Annotated in this window: 11 protein-coding genes; 6 read left to right on the forward strand and 5 right to left on the reverse strand. The window is 68.8% G+C overall.

The features are described from left to right. Positions 1-41: 41 nt before the first annotated feature. On the reverse strand, positions 42-1040 hold the full coding sequence (gene dhaK / locus CDO52_RS09115; RefSeq protein WP_017617493.1) for a dihydroxyacetone kinase subunit DhaK: 999 nt from the start codon (positions 1038-1040) through the stop codon (positions 42-44). Positions 1041-1270: 230 nt separating this feature from the next. Here dhaK and dhaM point away from each other — a divergent pair, with 230 nt between their 5' ends. Then, entirely contained in the window at positions 1271-1663 is a 393-nt protein-coding gene (dhaM, locus tag CDO52_RS09120; protein ID WP_026125558.1) for a dihydroxyacetone kinase phosphoryl donor subunit DhaM, read from the forward strand. A gap of 143 nt (positions 1664-1806) precedes the next feature. On the opposite strand, the gene CDO52_RS09125 is transcribed toward dhaM, so the two are convergent. Next, complete coding sequence (locus tag CDO52_RS09125) at positions 1807-3357, reverse strand: MFS transporter (protein WP_017617495.1); 1551 nt, start codon at positions 3355-3357, stop codon at positions 1807-1809. 75 nt (positions 3358-3432) lie between these two features. On the opposite strand from CDO52_RS09125, the gene CDO52_RS09130 reads away from it, so the two are divergent. After that, positions 3433-3852, forward strand: a complete 420-nt coding sequence (locus CDO52_RS09130) for a MarR family winged helix-turn-helix transcriptional regulator (protein WP_051060660.1) — start codon at positions 3433-3435, stop codon at positions 3850-3852. A 54-nt stretch (positions 3853-3906) separates the two neighbouring features. Here the strand turns inward: CDO52_RS09130 and CDO52_RS09135 are convergent, their stop codons facing one another. Then, entirely contained in the window at positions 3907-5148 is a 1242-nt protein-coding gene (locus CDO52_RS09135) for a multidrug effflux MFS transporter (RefSeq protein ID WP_017617497.1), read from the reverse strand. 354 nt (positions 5149-5502) lie between these two features. Here CDO52_RS09135 and CDO52_RS09140 point away from each other — a divergent pair, with 354 nt between their 5' ends. The 4 genes from CDO52_RS09140 (at position 5503) to CDO52_RS09155 (ending at position 12570) form a co-directional block, all read left to right on the forward strand. After that, positions 5503-5829, forward strand: a complete 327-nt coding sequence (locus CDO52_RS09140) for a nucleotide pyrophosphohydrolase (RefSeq protein ID WP_017617498.1) — start codon at positions 5503-5505, stop codon at positions 5827-5829. Between the two features lie 394 nt (positions 5830-6223). Continuing rightward, a complete protein-coding gene (locus tag CDO52_RS09145; RefSeq protein WP_083919740.1) occupies positions 6224-8191 on the forward strand; it encodes a GmrSD restriction endonuclease domain-containing protein in 1968 nt (655 codons plus the stop codon). A gap of 171 nt (positions 8192-8362) precedes the next feature. Then, complete coding sequence (locus CDO52_RS09150; protein WP_152471525.1) at positions 8363-8800, forward strand: hypothetical protein; 438 nt, start codon at positions 8363-8365, stop codon at positions 8798-8800. Next, entirely contained in the window at positions 8797-12570 is a 3774-nt protein-coding gene (locus CDO52_RS09155; protein WP_026125561.1) for an AAA domain-containing protein, read from the forward strand. Before CDO52_RS09150 ends, CDO52_RS09155 begins: the two co-directional genes overlap by 4 nt. Positions 12571-12636: 66 nt before the next feature. Here CDO52_RS09155 and CDO52_RS09160 read toward each other — a convergent pair whose 3' ends face one another. Beyond that, positions 12637-15036, reverse strand: a complete 2400-nt coding sequence (locus CDO52_RS09160; RefSeq protein ID WP_026125562.1) for a UvrD-helicase domain-containing protein — start codon at positions 15034-15036, stop codon at positions 12637-12639. Next, positions 15033-21728: a DEAD/DEAH box helicase gene (locus CDO52_RS09165; RefSeq protein ID WP_232524422.1), complete on the reverse strand. Its 6696-nt coding sequence runs from the start codon at positions 21726-21728 to the stop codon at positions 15033-15035. Before CDO52_RS09165 ends, CDO52_RS09160 begins: the two co-directional genes overlap by 4 nt.

Raw genomic sequence — 21728 nt, forward strand, 5'->3', positions numbered from 1 at the left:
TCCTGCCCCGTCTGTTCTTCGTCCCCTTGATTCCTTCGTCCTCAGACGCCCCACCGCAGTGCCGGGGTGCGTACCGGCGCGTCCCACAGCTCGATCATCCGGTCGTCGGCGTGGCAGACGGTCAGCGACGCCCCGGCCATGTCGAGGCTGGTGACGTAGTTGCCGACGAGGCTGCGGGCGATGCGGACACCGCGCTCCTCCAGCCGCGTGCTCACCTCGCCGTAGAGGACGTAGAGCTCGATTAGGGGAGTGCCGCCCATGCCGTTGAGCATGACGATCGCGGGGGAGTCCGACGACGGCGGAAGGTCGTCCAGCACGGTCTCGACGAGCTCGGCGGCGAGGTCGCTCGCCGGGCGCATCTTCTCCCGGCTCCGGCCCGGCTCGCCGTGGATACCCACGCCGACCTCGATCTCGTCGGAGGGGAGGTCGAAGCCGGGCTTGCCCGTGGCCGGGGTGGTGCAGGCGGTGAGGGCGATGGCGAACGAGCGCGAGGACGCGTTGACCCGGCGCCCGATGTCGGCCACGGCGGCCAGGTCGGCGCCCTGATCGGCCAGTGCGCCGGCGATCTTCTCGACGAACAGGGTCGCGCCGGTGCCGCGCCGTCCGGCGGTGAACGTGGAGTCCTGCACGGCGACGTCGTCGTTGACCAGCACGCTGGCGGTCTCCAGGCCGTCATCGGCGGCCAGTTCCGCGGCCATCTCGAAGTTCATGACGTCGCCGGTGTAGTTCTTCACGATGAAGAGGACGCCGAAGCCGGAGTCGACGGCGGAGGCGGCGCCGAGCATCTGGTCGGGCACGGGAGAGGTGAAGATCTCTCCGGGACAGGCGGCGTCCAACATGCCGGGGCCGACGAACCCGGCGTGCAGCGGCTCGTGGCCGGACCCACCTCCGGAGACCAGGCCGACCTTTCCGGGGCGGGGTGCGTCCGCGCGCGTGACGAACCGCCGTTCGACGTCGACCGAGAGTTCGGGGTGGGCGGCGGCGACTCCGGTGAGGGCGTCGCGCAGGATGGTGTCGGGGCTGTTGACGAACTTCTTCACGGCGCATACCTCCTGCTCGGACTCCGACCCGCCGTGGTCGGGTGGCAGGTAGGAGCGGACGGATGGAAGAGCGAGATCGGCTGATGGCCCGGTATGGGAAGTGTGGCGGAAAAGGTGGGAATGGGACAGGGGTGAACCGGCGTGATCGGGTACCGAAAATGACCTACCCGCTGATGCGCGGCCGGAACACCCCTTCCACGTCGGGAAACGCAGGGGTAGGGTCTGCTTCCATGACAGCCAGGGTGGGCATCGTCCTCGTCTCGCACAGCGCCGACCTCGCCGCGGGAGTGGCGGCGATGATCGGCGAACTCGGCACCGAACACGTCGACATCGCGGTGGCCGGGGGAACAGACGACGGCGGGCTCGGCACGTCCTATGAGAAGGTGAGCGCGGCCATCGAGAAGGCGGGATCGGGCGCTGGCGTGGTCGTCCTGGCCGACCTCGGCAGCTCGGTGCTGACCACCAGGATGGTGCTGGAGGACGAGCCGAATCCCCAGGTGCGCCTGGTGGACGCGCCCTTCGTGGAGGGGGCGGTCGCGGCCAAGGTGGCCGCTGGCAGCGGCGCCGAGCTGTCCATGGTCGCCACCGCCGCCGAGGAAGCCCGCGACTTCCGCAAGCTCTGACCAGGGGCCTCTGCCACCCTTTCCCGCCCCTCCCTTCGCATCGTCCTCCCCGCTGGAAGGGCCCTTGCCGACGCCCGGTCCCGGCCCCCGTCCCCAGTCTGGGGAAGTCGGGGCCGGGCGTCGGAGACGCAGGGGCGCTGCACTCACACCGTCGTCTTCATCTCGCTGACCTCGGCGTCCTCGGAGCTTTCGGTACGCGCGGTCGGCCGTCGGCCGAACACCAGGGGGAGCGCCGTCAGCGCGACTCCCAGCAGAGCGACCGCGGTGACGAAGTACAGGCCGGGCTGGAACTGCGCGAGCATCTGCTCTGCGGTGGCACCGGAGGTGGCACCCTCGCCGGTGGCGTGGTCGACCGAGATGAGCGCCGTCGTGATGGCGAGCACCAGCGCGCCGCCAACCTGCCCCGAGGTCTGGACCAGACCGGCCGCCAGGCCCTGTTCGTCATTGTCGACCCCGGCGGTGGCCTGGACGTTGATGGACGGGAAGCCCAGCGCGAAGCCGACGCCGAGCAGCAGGGCGGTCGGCAGGATCATCGTGGCGTAGACGGGGTCGGTGTCGACGCGCAGGAAGAGCAGGTACCCCGCCGACAGCGCGAGCAGCCCGACGGCGATGAGGCGCGGGGTGCCGATCCGGTCGATGAGGCGGTCGGAGAAGAACGCGCTGAGCGCGACCAGCAGTCCGGTGGGGAGCAGGGCCATCGCCATTTCGAGCGGGGTGCGGCCCAGCGCCTGCTGCAGGAAGAGGGTGAGGAGGAACTGGAAGCTCGCGAATGAGCCGAACAGGGCCATCATGGCGACGTTCGCGCGGACGAGGGAGCCGAGGCGCAGGATCCCGAGGCGCACGAGGGGGTGGGCGACGCGTCGCTCGGTCATGATGAACGCGGCGACGAGTGCCGCGGCCACGAGGAACAGGCCGATGGTCTGCGGGTGCAGCCAGCCGGTCTCCGGTGCCGTGACAACCGAGTAGACGAGGACCAGCATGGCGGACGTCGAGGTGATCGCGCCGAGCAGGTCGTAGCCGCCGGTGGCGTCGGGGCGGTCGCGGGGGATGAGGACGAAGCCGACGACGAGCGCGGCGATGGCGATCGGGACGGGGAAGAAGAAGGTCCAGCGCCAGCCGATGCCGGTCATCAGGCCGCCGAAGATGAGCCCGGAGGAGAACCCGCTGGCTCCGAAGATGGTGTAGATGGACAGGGCGCGGTTGCGCTGTCGGCCTTCGGCGAAGGTCGTGGTGATGATCGATAGGCCGGTGGGAGCGGTGAAGGCGGCGGCAATGCCCTTGAGGAAGCGGCTGGCGATGAGCAGCGGTCCGCTGTCGACCAGACCGCCGAGCAGGGAGGCGAGGGCGAAGGCGGCCAGGGCGATCAGGAACACCCTGCGCCGCCCGACCAGGTCGGCGGTGCGGCCGCCGAGGAGCAGCAGGCCGCCGAACCCGAGCACATAGCCGCTGACGACCCACTGCAGCTCGGCGGTGGCCAGGCCGAGTTCCGCGCCGATGGACGGCAGCGCCACACCGATCATCGACACGTCGAGGGCGTCGAGGAACAGCGCGAGGCACAGGACGATGAGCAGTCCCCAGCGGCGGAGGGGCCAGCGCTGCGCATCCGAGGGGCCTCGGGAGGTGTCGGAAAGGGAGTGCGGAGGGGCAGGCGGGACGACAGATGTAGGCACGGTGGAAGTCACGAGCCGAGACATTACATGCTCGTGCATCTAATGTCTAAGCATTAAATGCCCGTGCATAAGATGTTCCTGCATGTTAGGCTGCAGGCCATGACGCCGACACGTGACGTGGACCTGGCTTCCAGGTGGCGGGAGCTTCTCGCTCGCTACCACACCCTGTCCTGCGCGCTCGATCGCGCACTGCAGGAGGAGCACGGCATCGGCATGAGTGACTTCGAGGCCCTCGACCTGCTCATCGACGCGGACCACGAGAAACTCCGCATGCAGGACCTGGCCGCGGGGATGTACCTCAGCCAGAGCGCCCTGTCCCGCACCATCGCCCGCCTGGAAAGCCGAGGCCTCGTCACCCGCGCGATGTGCGCCGACGACCGTCGCGCCGTCTTCGTCGCCCCCACCGACTCCGGCCGAGCCCTGCACGCCCAGGCCCGCCCGACCCATCGCGCCGTCCTCGCCGACTGCCTTGACCGGCCCGAGGATGCACCGCGGCCCGATGGGCCGCAGTGCGGCTGAGGTGAGTGACGGCTACGGCGCCCCGCTGCCCAACGTCTCGCCCGGGTCATCGGGTCAGTCAGTCGCTCGCGTCCGTGTCAGCAGCACGAACGCGGCGCACGCCGCCAGGGCCATGGTGAGGATCGTGGCGGCCATGGGCAGTGCGCTGCTGCCGTCGCCGAGTCCGGAGAGCGGCCCCGCCACCGCGCCGATGAGGAACTGGGCCGTGCCGAGCAGGGCCGACGCCGCTCCCGCCGCGTGCCCGGCGCGCTGCAGGGACAGAGCGGTGGAGTTGGGCAGGATCAGCCCCATGCCCGAAGCCAGCACGAACAGCGCCGCCGCGACCGCCCACAGCGGCGCGTGCGCCAGGGCCAGGGCGACCAGGGCGGCCCCGGCAGCGGCGATAACGGTCAGCCCGATAGCGAGCAGCCGCTCCATGCGGAAGCGGCCGAGCAGCACTTTGCCGTTGATCTGGCCGGTAATCACGATGCCTACACCGTTGAGGCCGAACAGCAGGCTGAAGGTCTGCGCTGACGCCCCGTAGATGTCCTGCACGACAAAGGACGAACCGGAGATGTAGCCGAACAGCGCGGCGAAGGCGAGGGCGCCGGTGAGCACGTATCCGGTGAACACGCGGTCCCGAAGGAGTCCTCCCATGGTCTGCAGGGCCGCCCCGAGCGCTCCCTCGGATCTCCGCTCGGGCGGGAGGCTCTCCCGGACGGCCGAGACGGTGAGCACCAGGATCACCGCGCTGACGGCACCAAGGACGAGGAAGATCCCGCGCCAGTCCGTGACGCGCAGCAGCTGCCCGCCAACGAGCGGAGCGGCCACCGGAGCCGCTCCGGAGACCAGCATCAGCGTCGAGAAGAACCGGCCGGCCCTCACCCCGTCGAACATGTCCCGGACGATGGCCCGCGCGATCACGATCCCCGACGCCCCGGCGATCCCCTGCACCACCCGCAGCCCGATCAGCGCCGTCGCATCGGTCGCGAACGCGCACACGAACGTGGCGGCGGTGTAGACGGCCATCCCTACGATCAGCGGCCGGCGCCGCCCAAGCGCGTCGCTCAACGGCCCCACCACGAGCTGCCCCACCGCCAGACCGAGGAGGCACGCGGTCAACGTGAGCTGCGCCGTCGAGTCGGGAACCCCGAGATCGTCCGCCACCCCCGGCAGCGCCGGCAGATACATGTCCAGGGACAGCGGCGCCAACGCGGTCAACGCCCCAAGCGCCAACACGATCAACAACGGCGCCCGTCCGTTGCGCGCCTCACTCTCCACAGGCGCGCGATCGTGCTCGGTCCCCGTTGATTCCATGCGTTCTCCCTTGATCTGAGACAGGTGACAGGTTGACGGGCGGAGACTCGACCGAGTGGGGGTGAGATCCGGTGATCCCATCACTTCAGGGCCGGGCACCCGGCATCGGATCGGCGCCGGTGGGCCTCGCCGTGATGGGGTGCCGACGGTGTCGAGCGTCCTCCGCCCAATGGCAACAATATCTTTACAGCGAGATATTTCCGAAGAAGGGGTATGTGTTCCATCACCTGTGGTGCCACGGACGCCACGCATGCCCCCCAGAGCCGGAGGCGAGCCGCATGCATAGCGGCATCGAGGGACCAGTGACCATCCCCCTCCGCCGGGTGGTAGGCATGACCGGTGAGCATTTCATCCATGCAGGCCCTACTGGCCGACTTCGCCGCCCGCCGCGGCTGGGAACCGTTCCACACCCCCAAGAACCTCGCCATGGCCCTGACCGGCGAGGCAGGTGAGCTCGCCGCGGAGTTCCAGTGGTTGGACACCGAAGAATCCGCCCAGGTCATGAACGACCCCGACAAGGCCCACGCCGTGCGCATGGAGATGGCCGACGTCCTGAGCTACCTCCTCCGGCTCGCGGACGTGTTGGGCGTCGACCTTGAGGCGGCCCTGAAAGAAAAGGTCGCCATCAACGAGGGTCGCTTTCCGACGGAGGTCTCGATGACCCGGGATGTCGACCGGTAACTGGGGTGCTCAGTGGAGCCGCAGTTCCAGCTGCCCCGATTTCGGTGGAGGATTCGGTTTCTTCAGCTCGACGGGGCCGAGCCTGTTATTCGCCCCTTCCTTTCTCCTTTGACATCGACCCCGAAGTCGGGCCGTGCCTGTAGGGCAGGAAGGTGAACCTCGCCATAGACTGAAACGGCAGTTCCGAGTGTCCTGGTGCTGGGGTTCCCGAAGTCCCCTTGTGTATTCCGGTGTCATTTGGCGTTCCGCTTGGTCTTCGAAGTGTGGGTGTGTCCTATAGGACACATGTCACTGCTCATCCCGCCGATCTCCTGGGGACGCGGGCATCGAGTCGCTTCCTGCGGAATAATCGGGCGGATCCGGTACCAATCAGATACGCGCCGCAGAGGACACGATGACGAAACTCTCCACGCTCTTGGATCATGTCGACAGTGGGGCGATGCTCCTTCCGGAGTTCCAGCGCGGTTACGTGTGGAACCGCGACCAGGTCAAAGGGCTGATGCGCTCTCTGTACCGCGCCTATCCGGTCGGTTCGCTCCTGGTCTGGGAGACGGAGGTGGACTCCGCATCGGTCCGGGGCGAACAGGATGTCATCGGTACTCGCTCGCTACTGCTGGACGGACAGCAGCGCATCACGTCGCTGTACGGCGTGATGCGGGGCCGGCCGCCGAAGTTCTTCGAGGGGAACCCCAGCGCCTTCTCCGGCCTGTACTTCAATGCCGAGGGCGAGGACTTCGAGTTCTACATGGCCACGAAGATGCGTGACGACCCCCTGTGGGTGGACGTGTCCCGCCTCTTCCAGGAAGGCATCGACCCGATCTTGGATGACTTCGACAATGGCGTCTCCCGGTCCGACGAGCGCGTCTTCATGCGTCGACTGACAAAGCTCCTCGCGATCCAGGAGCGTGACTTCCATGAAGAGAAGATCACTGGCAAGGACAAGACCGTCGAGGTCGTCGTCGACATCTTCAACCGCGTGAACATGGGCGGGACCAAACTCCGCAAGGGAGATCTCGCGCTCGCCAGGCTCTGTTCGGAGTGGCCCGAGGCCCGCGCCACCATGAGCGAGTACCTGGACAGGTGGAAACAGGTCGGGTTCAAGTTCAGTCTCGATTGGCTGCTCCGGTGTGTCACCGCTGTCGCGACCGGTCGTGCCGTGTTCTCCAGCCTGGCCAAAGTCTCGACCGAGGAATTCCGTTCGTCGTTGGAGGCGACCGTCCGCTACATCGGGAAGTTCCTCGACGCCCTTGCCGGCCGCCTCGGACTGGACCACGACCGCGTCCTGATGGGCCGCATGGCCATCCCCGTTGTCTGCCGCCTGCTCCACCTCAACGGCGGCGACTTCGACGACGCGGCGCACCGCGACCGCGTCCTGTACTGGTACGTCCACGCCTCCCTTTGGGGCCGTTTCACTGGACAGGTCGAGACCGTCCTCGCACAGGACTACGCCATGGCCCAAGCAGAAGGCATCGACGGCCTGATCCGGGTCCTGGAGGAGTCGCGTGGTGGCTCATTGCGGATCAGGCCGGGCGACTTTTCCGGGTACACCGTGGGCGCGCGCTTCTACCCGCTGCTCTACCTGTTGACCCGGGTCGGCGATGCCCGGGACTTCGGATCCGGACTGCCCCTGCACGCCGAGATGCTGGGCCATCTCACCGGCCTCCAGATGCACCACATCTTCCCCAAGGCCCTGTTGAAGCAGCACTACCCCCACGATAAGGTCAACGCGATCGCGAACTTCTGCTTCCTCACTCAGGACACCAATCTCAAGGTCAGCAAGCGTGACCCCGCGGAGTATTTCGTCGACGTCGAGGGGCGCCAGCCCGGCGTGCTCGCATCCCAGTGGATTCCGCTCGACACGGAGCTTCGCGACATCGCGCGCTACGAGGACTTCCTCCACCGGCGCACCGAACTCCTGGCTGATGCCGCCAACCGCTTCCTTGATGAGCTGCGCAAGGGCGCGACCAGTGCCCGCGACGACCTGGAGCGCCTCGACGCCGTCGCCGCCGAGGAGCCGGAACGCGACACCCGCTCGGCCGGGTTGCAGGAGCTCATCGCCGAACTCGCCTCGATGGGGTGCGCACGTCCCGAGCTCGACGTGGAGATCTCCGACCCTGTCAGCGGCCGACCGCTCGCTGTCGCCGAGGCCCTGTGGGCTGACGGTTTGCAGACCGGGCAGGACGATCCCGCGGTCCTGGAACTCGATCCCGAGGAGGCCGACATCGCGGCGCTGGAAGCCCTCGGATACCGGGTCTTCACCTCGACTGAGGCCATACTCGGCTACGCCCGTCGGCGTAACGCCGAAGTTGCGGGGACCGGCTCACTCCCGGAGACCTCGCTGCCGCCGATGTCGATGGGGTGACCTCGGCAGCGGGGCGCACGCCCGAACAATTCGTGCACGATGACCGGAAGTGGCCATATTCCGTCGTATACATCCCTGGCACATCATGGGCTGTTAGACGTATTGGTCATACGGAATTTATGTCTGTCCGGTATCCGGGCAGTAAGCCGAAGGGTGAACTGAAGAGAGTTGGTGGCCGTGGGGTCGAACGTAGGGGAAATGACGCTTCGCATCGCATTCGACGACGAGGTGACGGAGCGGGAGGCGGACCAGCACACCAGGAACTTGCTGCGGCTGCTTGAGCGCCTCGACATCGACGAGGTGGATATCGCGCGAGGCGAACCGGTTCCGGGGACACGCGTCGATGCCCCCATGATCCTCGGCTCCATCAGTCTCGTCGGCCTTTCCCTCAAGACCGTCCTTCCGCACATCGTCACCATTGCCACGGCCTGGTTGGAAAGAAGCGCCCAGAAATCGGTCACGCTGGAGGCCGGGGGAGTGAAGCTGGAGGTCAAGGGCGATCACGATCCAGCCGAGGTCGCGGCCTATCTCGCGCTCATCGAGGAGCGGTCGAACGCCGGAATCGAGAGTGAGGACAGCGAGCGCACAGCCGAGGACGGTCACCGGTGAGACGTGTCGCGATTTTGATCGGCACGGGGAAGTACCGTGATCCCGGCTTGCAGAATCTGCTGTCGCCGCAGGCCGACGTCGCAGCGATCGGGGGCGCCCTCGAAGCCAACGGGAACTTCGACGAGGTGATTTCACTTCTCGACCCGACGCACGACGAGGCCTCCGGCGCCATAGAGCAGGCGTTGAACTCTGGGAAACCCGACGACCTGGTGTTCGTGTCGTTTTCCGGTCACGGGGTCCGAAACACCCCGGGCCGGCTGCACCTCACCTTCTCCGACACACGCCTGGATCGTGTGGCTTCGACAGGGCTGTCCTCGGAAGGTCTGCAGCGCATGCTGCACGATTCGCGTGTGACCAAGAAGGTGGTTCTCCTCGACTGCTGCTACAGCGGATCCTTCGCTGACGGTTTCGCAACGCGGTCCAGCGGCGAACAGGAGTTCATCGACTTTCAGCGTGAGTTTCTCGGCGGAGAAGGAACATACGTCCTCGCCTCCTCAGCGCCTGACAAGCCTGCCCACGAGGGAGACAATTCGGCGGGTGCACAGCCGTCACCCTTCAGCGCGGCTGTGGCCCGGGGGCTGTCCGGGGAGGCCGAGGACGTCGACGGCACTGGCTGGATCGACTGGGAGAGCCTGCACAAATTTGTCCGAGCCGAGGCGGAGCGCGACGGACGGCAGCGCGTCACGGGTTTTGCGCTGGGAGCCGTCGGCCGTGTCCCGCTCGCGCGGCACGTCGAGGCGGCTACGGCCGTGCGGGTGGATGGCGGGACGTCGGGCCGCCCTGCGAAGCCTGTGCACGATGACGCCGGGCAGGGCGCGGATCGATCCGACAGCGGGACGCCGGGAGCCGCCACGGGGCGTGCGGAGACGTCGGACGACACCGGCGCGGCATACACGGGAGGCCCGCATCCCGACTTCGACCTCCGTCAGTGGAGGTCGCTCTTCGCTTACCACCGCGCCTGCCTGGCACGGCAGAGCGTCCTTCAGCAGCTCCCGGATGCGAAGCACAAGGACGGTCGGCAGTACGCCCCCTGCCCGATGGGTAAGGAGGCGCTGCTGAGCGGGATCGAGACGAGATGGCGGCTGACCGGGGCCGCTGAGACGCTGGCCCGCGGCGCCGCGGACGGTGGGCGGACCCTGCGTTACGGGTATCCCGCCGTTGTCTTCGATACGGCCGCGCACCGGCCGGGGAAACGAGCGGAGTGGAAGGTCGCCCCGCTGTTCGTCATGGATGTGGAAGCGGTTGCGGACAACGGCGCTCTCTACCTGACGCCGGTCGGCGAGATCGAACTCAACGCCGAACTCGCCGCCACAGCCGCCGATCTCGACCCACCCGACCTGGACGAACTCACCACCTGGTTCCGCGCGGACTGGGCCAGTGGAAGCCTCGCCAAACTCGGTGACAAGGCCCGCAGCGTCTGCAAGGTGCTCGACCTCACCTGTGTGAACGACCTCGAACCAGGACGACTGCGCGCTCAGCTGGACCTTGCCATCCCCCTGCGCTCGGGGGCGCAGAACGTCGCCCTCCTGTACGTCGCCGACCCCGCGGTCGGCGCCGCCAAGCAGCTCATCAGTGACCTGGACGTCGACGGTGACCACTCGATCAAGCCGGACCAGATCGAGGGCACGGCGCTCGCGGCGCTCACCGGCCGCCCCGCGGAGCGAACGCCCTCGCGTCAGCGTGTCACTCCGGTGATCACCGGTCTGAGCAACGCCTCCCAGGAGCGGATTCTCGTCTCGGCCATGACGCGGCGGCTCACCGTCGCCACGGGGGCGCCGGGAACTGGCAAGAGTGAGCTGATCACCTCGGTCGTCACCTCAGCTGTCGCGGACGGCGAATCTGTCCTTGTCGCATCGACGAACAACACGGCAGTGGACGAAGTGGTCACACGGGCGAACAAGCTGCTTCCCGGCGCCGACCTGGTCGTACGTACCGGCAACAGCGATGAACGCCGCAACGAACCAGGAATCCTGTCCGACCTGCGCGCTGCTCGGTTCGACCCGGTCGACGTGCGGACGCTCGCCGAACGGCTCAAGGGGCATGAGCGTCGGCTCGGCGAGATCAGGGCCGAGCTCGCCGCAGTCGCCGAGGCCGAGTATCGGCTCACGGCCCTCGCCACAGCGCGTCGGCGCGACATCGCCGACCTGCCCCCGGACCTGTCCCCTCAAATCTTCTCCGACGCCGACACCGTGCAGCGATGGACCGAGCGCGTCGAAAAGGCGGTGGAAGGGAGATGGGCACGGTGGTGGCACCGATGGCGGCTCCGACGCGGCCTCGGGAGAGAGCTTCGGGACGACGAATTGCGTGCCCTCTGGCGTTTCCTGGTGACCGAACAGCAGTGGCGCACGGCGCGCGCCGACCTCGACGCCCGGTCCGCCCCGGACACCCTGCACCACGACGCGAACGAGATCCGCACAGCACGGCGCGATGACAGCGCGCCCTTCGTCGTCGGACAGGTCGCCGCTGCTCTGCGGCACGGCCACGAGCGCATCGACCATCGCCTCCAGGCGCTTGCCGACAACAAACAGTGGAAGGGCGTTTCCTCCCTGCTGCAGGTAGTGCGGGCCTGGGCGACGACCTCCCGCTCAGTGCGCGTCTTCCCGCCCCAGGCCGGCCTGTTCGACCTGGTCGTCATCGATGAGGCCAGCCAGTGCACGGTCGCCGACCTGATCCCGCTCCTCTTCCGGGCCAAACGAGCTCTCGTCATCGGCGATCCGCATCAACTGCAGCCCGTTCACACTCTGGACCCGGCCGAGGACCGGCGGGCGCAGCGCGAGGCCGACATCAGCGAGGAGTGGTTGGAGGACCGATCGCTCACCCACAGCAGCGGGTCCGCCTACCACGCCGCCGCCACGGCGCTGGCCAGCGCAGGGGGCGAGGTTATGTGGTTGGACGAGCACTACCGGTGCCACCCGGATATCGTCGCTCCCGCCAACCGCCGCTTCTACGGGGAGCGGCTGGCGATCCGTACCCGGACGCACAAGCTGAAGGATCCCATGGACCCGGCGGTGGACTGGGTCGATGTGCGGGGTGAAGCGGAACGGCCCGACGGCGGCTCGTGCCGTAACCTCGTCGAGGCGCGGCACGTCATCAGCCTGTTGCGTGAGCTGTGGTCGCTGCCCGCTGATACGTCGATCGGCGTCGTCACTCCGTTCACAGCCCAGCGGCGCGCCATCGAGGATCTGCTGGGCGCGGCCGGACGGAATCGGATCCGCGTCGGCACGGTGCACACGTTCCAAGGCGGGGAACGCGATGTCATCGTGGTCTCTCCCACGGCTGCGACGGGGGTGGACCCGCGGTCCGGCAACTGGGCCGCCTCTCAGCACAACCTGTGGAACGTCGCCATCACCCGCGCCAAATCTCGGTTGTATGTCGTTGGTGACCGCTCCTACTGGTCGGGCCGTGACGGCGTACTCGCGGAACTCGCCAGGTCGAACGAGAAGGCGGGCGGCTCGCCGCTGCCGGATGACGCGGCGCGTGAAGCGCTGTTCTCGGCTCTGACGGAGAGGGGCGTGGCCGTGACGGTCGGCCGCCGCCTCGGCGGCTATTCCTGTGATCTCAGCATTCCGACGGGCTCGGGGGAGATCGCCGTCTTCATAGACCGGGCCGGAATCGACGAGGCCGCGTGCGACCGGGGACGGGCGCTGTACCGCACGCTCGATCTGGTCGCCCTCTTCGAAGAGGTGACAGGGATCCCCGCTGTGCGCGTCCCGGCGTGGCGCTGCCTGAGCGACCCGAAGGGTGTGGCGGCGGACCTGCTGACGCAGTGAGGGGAGCGCGTTCTCGGCCGGTCGCCCCGTAAGGTGACGACCGGCCCGAGTACGTCGGTTTTCCGCTCAGAACAGTGCGCCCGTCGGCTTGAAGAGCCCGTCGCCGACGTTAGGCGCGGGGGCGGAGGCAGCCTTTGCCGGTACGAAGGGGCTGGGCGCACCGTGCCAGGACACGGCGAGCGCATCGCGTGCCCGGGTGGCCGCCACGAAGATCAGCGAGCGAGCCTTCTGCACTTCGCGTCGGCAGCGCAGGGGGTCGGCATCCCGAAAGCGTTCGATGTCCCGGCGCGGAACCAGGCCCTCGCACATCCCGGCGATCGCCACGAAGCGGTACTCCAGCCCCTTGAATCGGTGCAGAGTGCCGACGTGCACGGCGTCCTCGACGCGCGGCCCGTCCGGACCGATCGTCGCCGAGCGGATCCCTGCCTTTCTCAGCCGCTGCTCCACCTCGCCCACCATGTCGCGGGTCGGGACGGCCACGGCGATGGAGGCGTCCTCATCTTCATCGGCGAGCCCGCGCCATTCGCTGACCTGAGCCGCCAGGGCGTTCATCTCCTCGTCCCAGGTGTCGGCACGCACGAACGTCGGCGCGGGGCCCTGCAGAATCGATCGGTAGCCGCCGAGGTGGGCGGTGCCGTCGTCGAGGTCGTCCCACGTCTCATCTCCCAGCAGACCGAGGGCGGAGCCGAGGATCTGCTTGGTCGTCCGGTAGCTGAGCGTGAGCCGCGACGATCGACCACGGATGTTGACGCCGAGGCTGGCTAGCGACACGTAGTTGTCGTAGATGCGCTGGTGGGTGTCGCCGACTAGGAAGATGTCGTCGTCCTTCTCCGCCACCATCGCACGCAGCAGTTTCCAGTGCGCCGGGTTCAGGTCCTGGGCCTCGTCCACCACGATGTGCTGGTAGTCGTGGCGCAGGGTCGCCCACGACTGGTCCAGACGGTGGAGCAGCGGCCCCCCGTGCTCGGCCTCAGCGTTCTCATAGGCGGCGATCTTGGCGGCCTGCTCTCCCTTGATCCGGGCGGCGATCTCCGCGACCTGCCGGTGCGTCCACAGCCGTTTCTCATCGAGTCCCATGGTGAACCGCTCGACCAGCTGCCAGATCTCGGCGCGCTGTGCCCGGCTGATGCGCTGACCGCGACCCGCGCGCCGGGCGCGGAAGTAGTCGGCCCGTGAGTTGACCGCTTGGCCCAGGATGACCTGGCTCCATTCGGCGTTGAGGAACTCCGCGTCCCAGCGGGTCTCACCGATCTCGGTGAGCATGTCCTGCCACTCGTCCAGCGCCTGGGCGTCGGTGATCCACCGGCGGCGGCCGCCCTGGGCGGCTTCGGCCACGATCTGGGTGGCCAGGCTGTCGATGTTGACGATGTGGACGCGGTCAACGACCTCCTGGCCGCCGAGATCGAGCAGCCGCTTGCGCAGGTCACCCGCGAGATTCCGGTTGTAGGTGGTGAGCAGCACGGCTTTGGACCGTCCCTGGGACAGGCGGTCGACCAGGTACTTCACCCGGTGCAGGGCGACGATGGTCTTGCCGGTCCCCGGGCCGCCGCTGACCCGAGCGGGACCTTTGTAGCGACGCTTGACCAGCTTCTCCTGCGTCGGGTGCAGGTACACCTTCCACCGGCCGAAGCCATCCTCGATGGCCTCACGCAGATCCGTGTCCTCGGTCGTCACCCGTGTCGTGGACCGGCGCAGAGCGGCGGAGTAGTCGGTGACATCGACGGGCTCGGCCACCTTGACCGGCTGGGTGATGCTCTCCAGGACGTCACCGAAGCTCTTGCCGTCGGCGAGAGCGAGCAGGACCTCCTCGGAATGCGCCGGGGCGTACTCCACCAGCCCGAGCATCTTCTCGTCGGTGGTGACATCCAACGCCAACGGGATCAGCGCCTCGGCCACGCCGAGCTCGCGCAGCTGCTCCGCGCTGAACGCCGCGAGGAGGGGTTCACGCTGGGAGGCCGACGGCGCGGCGGAAGGGGCCTGCTCCGTCTGCTTGCACTGTTCAGCCGTCGGCTGCCCGACGGGGGCCGACACACTCCGGGCCGTCGGCTCGGCGGTTTCTCCGCTGCCCGCGGGGGATGACACTGGGGCGTCATCGGCGCCGCCGGGTGCCCGGACCGTCGTGGACTCCACGACCTCCAGGAACTCGATACCACCGGTGACAGGGTTCACCTGGTGGTGGAACCGTTCGAGGTTGTCGTAGACCTCGTTGCGGTGCCGGACCGCGACGAGGATGTAGTCACCGTCCCCCACGTGCAGCAGCAGGGCCCTGTAGTCGTCGGCGACCCGCGCCGAGTAGAGGCGGTCGTGCCCCTTCAGCTGCTTGAGTCGGAGGCCAGGGGAGTGCGGGTTCTCCCGGAACTTGTACTGGAAATCGTAGATGGCGCCCTTGACGACCCGGGGCAGCCGCTTGATCTCCTTGTCCGCCTTGTCCAAGAGCCTCAGCGTCACCTTGCCCTGCACGCTCAACCTTCCGTTCCCATCACCCGCGCCGCCAGTTCGGCGGCGTCCCACTTCTGTGCCTCGCGCGCTGTCCACCCGGCATCGGCGTAGGCCGCGTCGCCCTTGGCCTTGTCCTCGTGGTTCGTCAGTAGCGCGTCGGACAGAACGACCGCGACGCGCTGCTCGGGCCAGGCCAGCTCGGCCGGCCACAGTCCCCCGGACAGCTCGTATCCGGCCTCCGGAACCGGAACACCGCGCTCCATGAGGCTGCGCACCAATGGCTCCAACCCCGGCTCGTCGCGCTCCAGATACTCCAGAACCTCGGTCCACCCCTCCCGGTCCGGTTCAGCGGCCACCGGCGCCGCACCCGCTCCGGGACCGTCGTCCGGGCCGGAGGGGGACATGGGCGGGACCGCTGTCGGCTCGGGCCGGGGCGGTTGTTCGGGGGGACCCCCGGCGGCCCCTGCGCCGCCGTTGACCCCGACGCGCGTCGGAGCCGGTGTGCCGATCTCTGCGCCCTCGGCTCGCTCGCTGTCCTCATCTGCGGCCGCCGCGACGGCCGCCTTGCGGCCGCCGGGCAGGGAGTCGCCGAACAGCGCGGCGGTTTCGTCGTCCAGCGGCAGGCGTGCCTTGGTCTCCTCCAGCCCGATGCCTCCGGCCGCCGCGACGATCTCGGCGTCGAACGCGTCCATGTCGCTCAGCGCGAACTGGCCTCCGTCGCTGTGCTCGTCCGTGAGGAACTGGACCAGGTTGCCCCAGTACAGCCACGCCTGCCAGCGGCGCTTGTGCGCCTCAGGGTCGGCCTCGATCACCGCGCGCCGATCGTCGACGACGGTGAAGGCACTGACCGACCGGGTCGCCGGGTCGAGCAGCACCACCACGCGACAGTCGGCGTCGTCGACCCCGCGGAACAGAAGCATCGGCCCGCCCGCCCTCTGCCCATGGAGCGGCTCGCCGGTGAGGGCCGCGGTGAGAACTCCGCCGACCGTCTCCGCTCCCACCCGGGCGGCGTCCACCCCCGGGGTGCGGGCGATACCGGTCGCCGAGGCCGCTGTGCGGCGGCGCCAAGTCTCCCGATCGGGATGGGCCAGGAACGCCAGAAGCACGTCGATGGGGCGCACCCACACCGTGGACCGCAGCTCCTCGCCATCGCCGCCCTCCTGCCGGTAGGTCGTGAGCGCGGCGCCCTCCCCGTGGTGGCCGTAGGGTTTCCAGGGTTCCGGGCCCGGGGCGTCCCGCTTCTCCCATGAGGCGATGTCGTCCCAGGTGAGCTGGAAGACGGTGCACCCGTGAGCGCGCAGCCGGGCCCGCCTCTCGGCATCGTCGGCCAGCCGGTTGCGATGCGGCGCCGCGTGGTACTCATAGCCGTCGAGATAGACGGCCACCTGCGTCGGCTCGGCGTCCAGCCGCCGGAACAGCACATCGGGGCGCGTGCCCTTGATGGTGTTCTGCAGGATGACCTGCCAGCTGACCACGGACCCGTTGGAACCCGTCAGCCGCAGCTCGGCCGTGCTCCGGTCGTTGACCCGCGCCGCCTGACTGAGCGAACGGCCCGCCTGCGGCTGGTTGGCCCACGATGTGAGCGCGGCCAGGAATCGGGCCTCCAGCTCGCTCTCCACCTGGTCCCACAGCGAGATCTCGCTGGTCCCGGCGATACTCGCGGTGGTCCAGTCCGTCAGCAGGTCGCGCAGCATCTCCTCGGCCAGCGCGCGGTCGGTGTCGGGGAACTCGCGGTCACTGACGTAGGCGAGCAGGCATCGGTGGCACGCCGCCCGATCGGACTGCTTGGCGCACTCGCAGCCCTCCACCACTTCCAGGGCGTGTGTCAGGATCTCGCGGATGCCCTCCTCCCCGGAGCGGGGGTTGAGGTAACCGGTTCCGCCGGGCAGGGTGTCGTAGACGATGAGGTACTGCCGACGCCGCCCTGTCTCCTCGTCGGGCATGGTCGCCACCGTGGACGCCAGGTGCGGCAGCGCTCCGCCGTAGACGGCGGCGAACCCGGCCATCAGTGCCGCCTTGAAGCTTGTGGTGCGCTCGGGCACCTGCACCGTGGCCGCGGGCAGCAGAATGCGCAGCGCCTCGGTGCGCAGCGTGTGGGCGAGCACCAGTGGGAGATGCTCGACCGCGTCGCCGCGCCGCTGGCGGCACCAGGGCCGGTGGTGGCTCGGGGAGGAGTCGTAGCCGCTCGTCGTCACATACTCGTCGCGCCGGTCGGGCCCGGGGTCGTCAGGGGTGGCGCCGCCGCACGTCGTGCACACCCGGAACGGATTGGGCCGCACGAGTTCCCCGGCGAACGGGGTTTCCGCCGGACGGTCCATCCGCAGCGCACCCAGGTTGAACCGGCGGATCACCGCTTCGCGGGTGAACTCCACGCCGAACGCCCGCGTCCGGTGCCGCCACGCCCCCGGAGCGATGTCCTCGCGCGCGATGTCCACGGCCACCGGCGTCTCGTAGAAGCGGCGCTGCCGCTCGTCGTGGTCATCGCGAATGAGCGCGTCTTCGCGCCGGTCCCGGGCGTAGACGCGGGTCGGCTCGATGACGTTGTGCAGGGCGCTCCGGTCGCCGATGCTCGCGCTGCGGCACTGCGGACAGGGGCCGGTGTCCTCGACCGCGGTGGTGGTCCGTACGTACCCGCACTCCGGGCACACGCGCCACTGCGTCCACGTCGGCCGGTTGTGTGTACCGATGTCGACGCCGTCGATCTGGTGGCGGTATCCGCGCACGTAGAAGTGGTTTCCAGGGGCCAGCTCGGTCAGCGCCGAGGTCGCCGCGCGCTCGTACTCGCGGATCTCGCTGTGGTACGTGGTCTTGCCCTCGGCGCCGGTCTCCTCCCACGAGATGGTGGCCTCCAGCTCGGTGGCCGAGTCCACCAGGGAGTAGTTCGGCAGCACACCGAGCTCGACCAGGGCGCCGTGCGCGCTTCCCTTGCCGGTCGAGGTGATCACGCGGGCGATCTCCCGGCGCTCGGCGGACAGCTGCCGCTTGCGGGAGCGCTGCTGGGGGTCGGAGTCGAGCAGGGCCGCCACTGCGGCGCCGATGACCTCCAGCCGGGCGCGCAGGTCGGCTAGGCGCGCCTGCCACTTGCGTTCGGCTTCGGCCAGGAACCCCTTGATGCCGGAGGCGGCGTATGAGCGCAGTTCGGCGGCTGCCTCCTCGCTGACGTCGGCTCCGGCCCCGTCGAAAAGGGCGAGGAACTCCTCCACCAGCCGCGGCCCCTCGGACACGGCGGCTTCGGTGAAGGGACCGAGCCAGCCGGTGTCCCCGAACAGCGCCGAGGCACGCCGCGGCAACGCGGGCACCCCGGGTAGGCGGCCCCGGGCCGCGAGGTCGAGCAGGTGCGCGGCGTACTGGCGACGCAGGATCTCCACGGCCGAGGGGTAGCTCCCGGGCGGTGCGATCTGCCCGGCGATCATGTCGCGCGGCGCGGCAAGGTAGTAGCGTTCGCGCGGACGCCGACCGATGAGGGTGAGCAGGAAGGCGTTGCCGGAGCTCCGCCCGGCGCGCCCGGCGCGCTGGACGTAGTTCGCGGGACCGTTCGGCAGTGACCCGAGGATCACGGCGGACAGCGCCCCGATGTCGATACCGAGCTCCAGCGTGGGCGTACACGACAGCACGTTTGGGTCGCTATAGCGGGTGCCCTCCCGGAACGCCTCCTCGGTGCGTTCACGCTGGGCGCGGGTCAGCTGCCCGGTGTGCTCGGCGGTGGTCACCCGGAACGGGTCGGCCGACAGGTACAGCTCCCGGTAGTAGTCGGCTTCGAACCGCCGCTCCTCGTCGATCTGGAGGACGCCGTCGCACCGGTAGCGGGGGCAGCGCATCTCGTCCCATTCGGGGAGGAGAGCGGGTTGCACGGTCTGCTTCCAGTTGCACGTCGGGCAGGTCAGCCCGGCCGTGACCACCTCGGCGTCGGCCAGGCGGCGTACGTGGATGTGGCCCGGCATCAGCCCGTAGACGCGCGTGGCGCCGTCAGCGGCGGTGCGGCGGATGAGGACGCCCTCGTCGGCCAGGACCTCCAGCAACCGCCCCAGGTAGCGGGTGGCCGTGTCGGCGTCCACACCGAGGCAGCGCGAGGTCCAGTCCTGGTACCAGTTGCCGCGGCCGGTGATGGAGTCGAACTCGCTTCGGTTTTTGGCCTGGCCGAGCAGGAAGCGTGGCGACGGCAGTCCGGCCGGGAACGCGGGCATGCCGTCGGGCCGCTTGCCCCAGATGGTGCCGTAGCGTCGGGTCCCGGCGGCGTCCAGCCAGGGAGTGAGCCAGTGGTGGGCGACGCCGCCGCGGGTACGCAGCCGCTCCAGCAGTCCGCGCAGGTAGCCGCGGAAGACCCCCGGTTCGGGAAGGCCGCCGGTGATGGTCTGGCGTGGGTCGTGTTGGAGCAGATCGCGGGCGAGAGCGGCGCTCTGGTCGGGATTGTCGATGCGGACCTCGGCGGCAGCCGTGCGCGTGAGCTCCAGGGTGCGGCCCTGGCGCGAGCGCAGCCCGAACTCCAGGACCGAGGAGAAGGCGAGCCGTTCTCCGATGAGGTCCCACACCCGCGTCCCGCCTGGGTCCTCCCCGGCCAGCAGCTGGTCGACCTCGGTGCGCTCGTGCAGGTCGGGCGGGACCACACAGGCGAGGAACTTGGGGTCGGCGGCGCTGGTGACGGTGTCGGCGATCAGGTCGTTGAGGGCGATCGGGGAACCGTCGGGCGGCAGGTGCGCGGCCAGGAGCGTCCGCAACGAGAACGTGTAGGAGCGGTTCGACACGAACCCGGCGCGGTGCGCGGCGTCCTGGACCGAGTCGTTGAAGATCAGCGTCTTGGGCTGCTCGTCGTCGCCGGAGGGGGAGCGGCCGCTGAGCTGGCCGCTGGTGAACAGTTCGGTGACCGCCACCGAGGCGAGCGCGGCCGGTCCGGAGCCGAGGAAGCGGGTGCCCTGTTCGGAGCGGCAGGCCGGGCACCGGTCCATCTCGGCGTCGCGGAACGACTCCTTGGTGTGTGCCAGGTCGGCGATGACGAACACGCCGTCGAGCTCGCCCTTGGCAGCGTCGGCCACGTCGGCGTCGTCGATCGGGCGCACGGTCTCGCCGGAGGCGGTGAGCACGTGGATGTTCTGACCGGCGGTGCGCTGCGCGGCTTCGTGGCGACTGGCGTGGATGAACACGCGGAGGTACTTCTTGGCGGAGATCGCGCCCCGGTAGATCCGTTCCGGATCGGTGACGAGCTGGGTCGGAGTACGCTCCGGCGAGATCGCCGCCCAGCCGGACCGGCCGCACTGGCGGCAGTACACGGCGGGCAGGCGGCCCCGACCGATGCCGGATGCAGTGGACTCGCCGTCGAGCGGCGGTGCCGCCTCGCCATGCCAGCTGAAGGCGGGTTTGTCGGACACGGCGCGCAGCAGCCGGGCGATCGACCGCGTCCACAGGTGGGTCTCGATCGCCACGAACGGCCGCGACGGGTCGTCCGGGTCGCGGGCAACGGACAGCAGCGCGACATAGCGGGCCAGGGCCTCGGCGGTCTGGGCCGGCGCGCTGCGCAGCGCTTGGCCCCACGTGTAGGCGCCGCGCTTGGGAAGCGCTTCGAGGATCTCGTCGAGCGTGCAGACGCTGCCGCCGAGGATTTCCAGGACGGCGTTGGTGAGAATGTGTGTCTTGAGAACCTTGCCCAGTTGCTGCGGGGAGAGGTCGTTCTGCCCGGTAAAGGCCTCCATGATGCGGGCCATGGCCTCACGGTCCCCGCCGTGCGGGTCGGGGAGGTTGGCGACCTCAATCGGGTTGGGCAGCGGAAGGTGGTACTCGATCTTCTTGAAAGGGACGAACTCTTCGGCGGTGAGGCGGTCCTCGCCGATGACAGAGTCAGGCCCGAACTTCGTGCCGAAGACGGTCTCCGCGACTTCCCGAACAGCCTGCCCGGAGTCGGCGGAATCGTCCCCCGCGCCGAGCGTCGCGCTGGTCGCGACGGGGCAAATGTCCCCGAGCGGCTGCCCCGGGCGGCTCTCCCCGGTGGCGGCAGCCAGACGTCGCAGAAGCATCGCCACATCGGTGCCCTGAGCGCCGTCGTAGGTGTGGAACTCGTCCACGACGACGTAGGAGATGTCGGCGCCCTCCCAGAGCGGCAGGTCGTGCTCGCGGAGGAGGAGCAGGTCGAGCATTTTGTAGTTGGTGATGAGAATGTCAGGTCGGACCCGACGAATCTCATCGCGGCTGGTGAGGATGCGCTCATAGCCGGTCTCGGGAGTGTCCCCGATGTACAGCCCTGCGGTGACGTTTTCGAGTCCCTGCTGGGCCAGGTACTCGTTCAACCGCTGCGCCTGGTCGGTGGCAAGCGCATTCATCGGGTAGAGGAGAACAGCCTTCACCCCGACGTTGCCGCGCGCTCGCTCCCGACGACAGTGATCCAGAACCGGAATCAGAAACGACTCGGTCTTCCCAGACCCTGTGCCAGTGGTGATGATTGTCGGCTCAGCGGTCCCGTGAAGCGTCGACAAGCGCTGAAACGCCCGCGCCTGATGCAGGTAAGGAGCGAACCCAGCCAGAGCCCACTCCAGACTCTTACGCCACTCGTCATCGGCAGGACGGAATGGTGTCCGGACTCTAAGATATGGGCCCCGGAAGATCCCGTAAGTGGGGTGGTTGAGAAACGCCTCCAAGCCTTCACGGACAGGCGCGTCAGCGAGCGCAAAGGTGGTGGAGAGGTACTGGGTGATGTTCCGCTTGATCTCAACGGCGGCGAGGGTGGGTTGCAT

This window comes from Nocardiopsis gilva YIM 90087 (assembly GCF_002263495.1).
Classification (GTDB): domain Bacteria; phylum Actinomycetota; class Actinomycetes; order Streptosporangiales; family Streptosporangiaceae; genus Nocardiopsis_C; species Nocardiopsis_C gilva.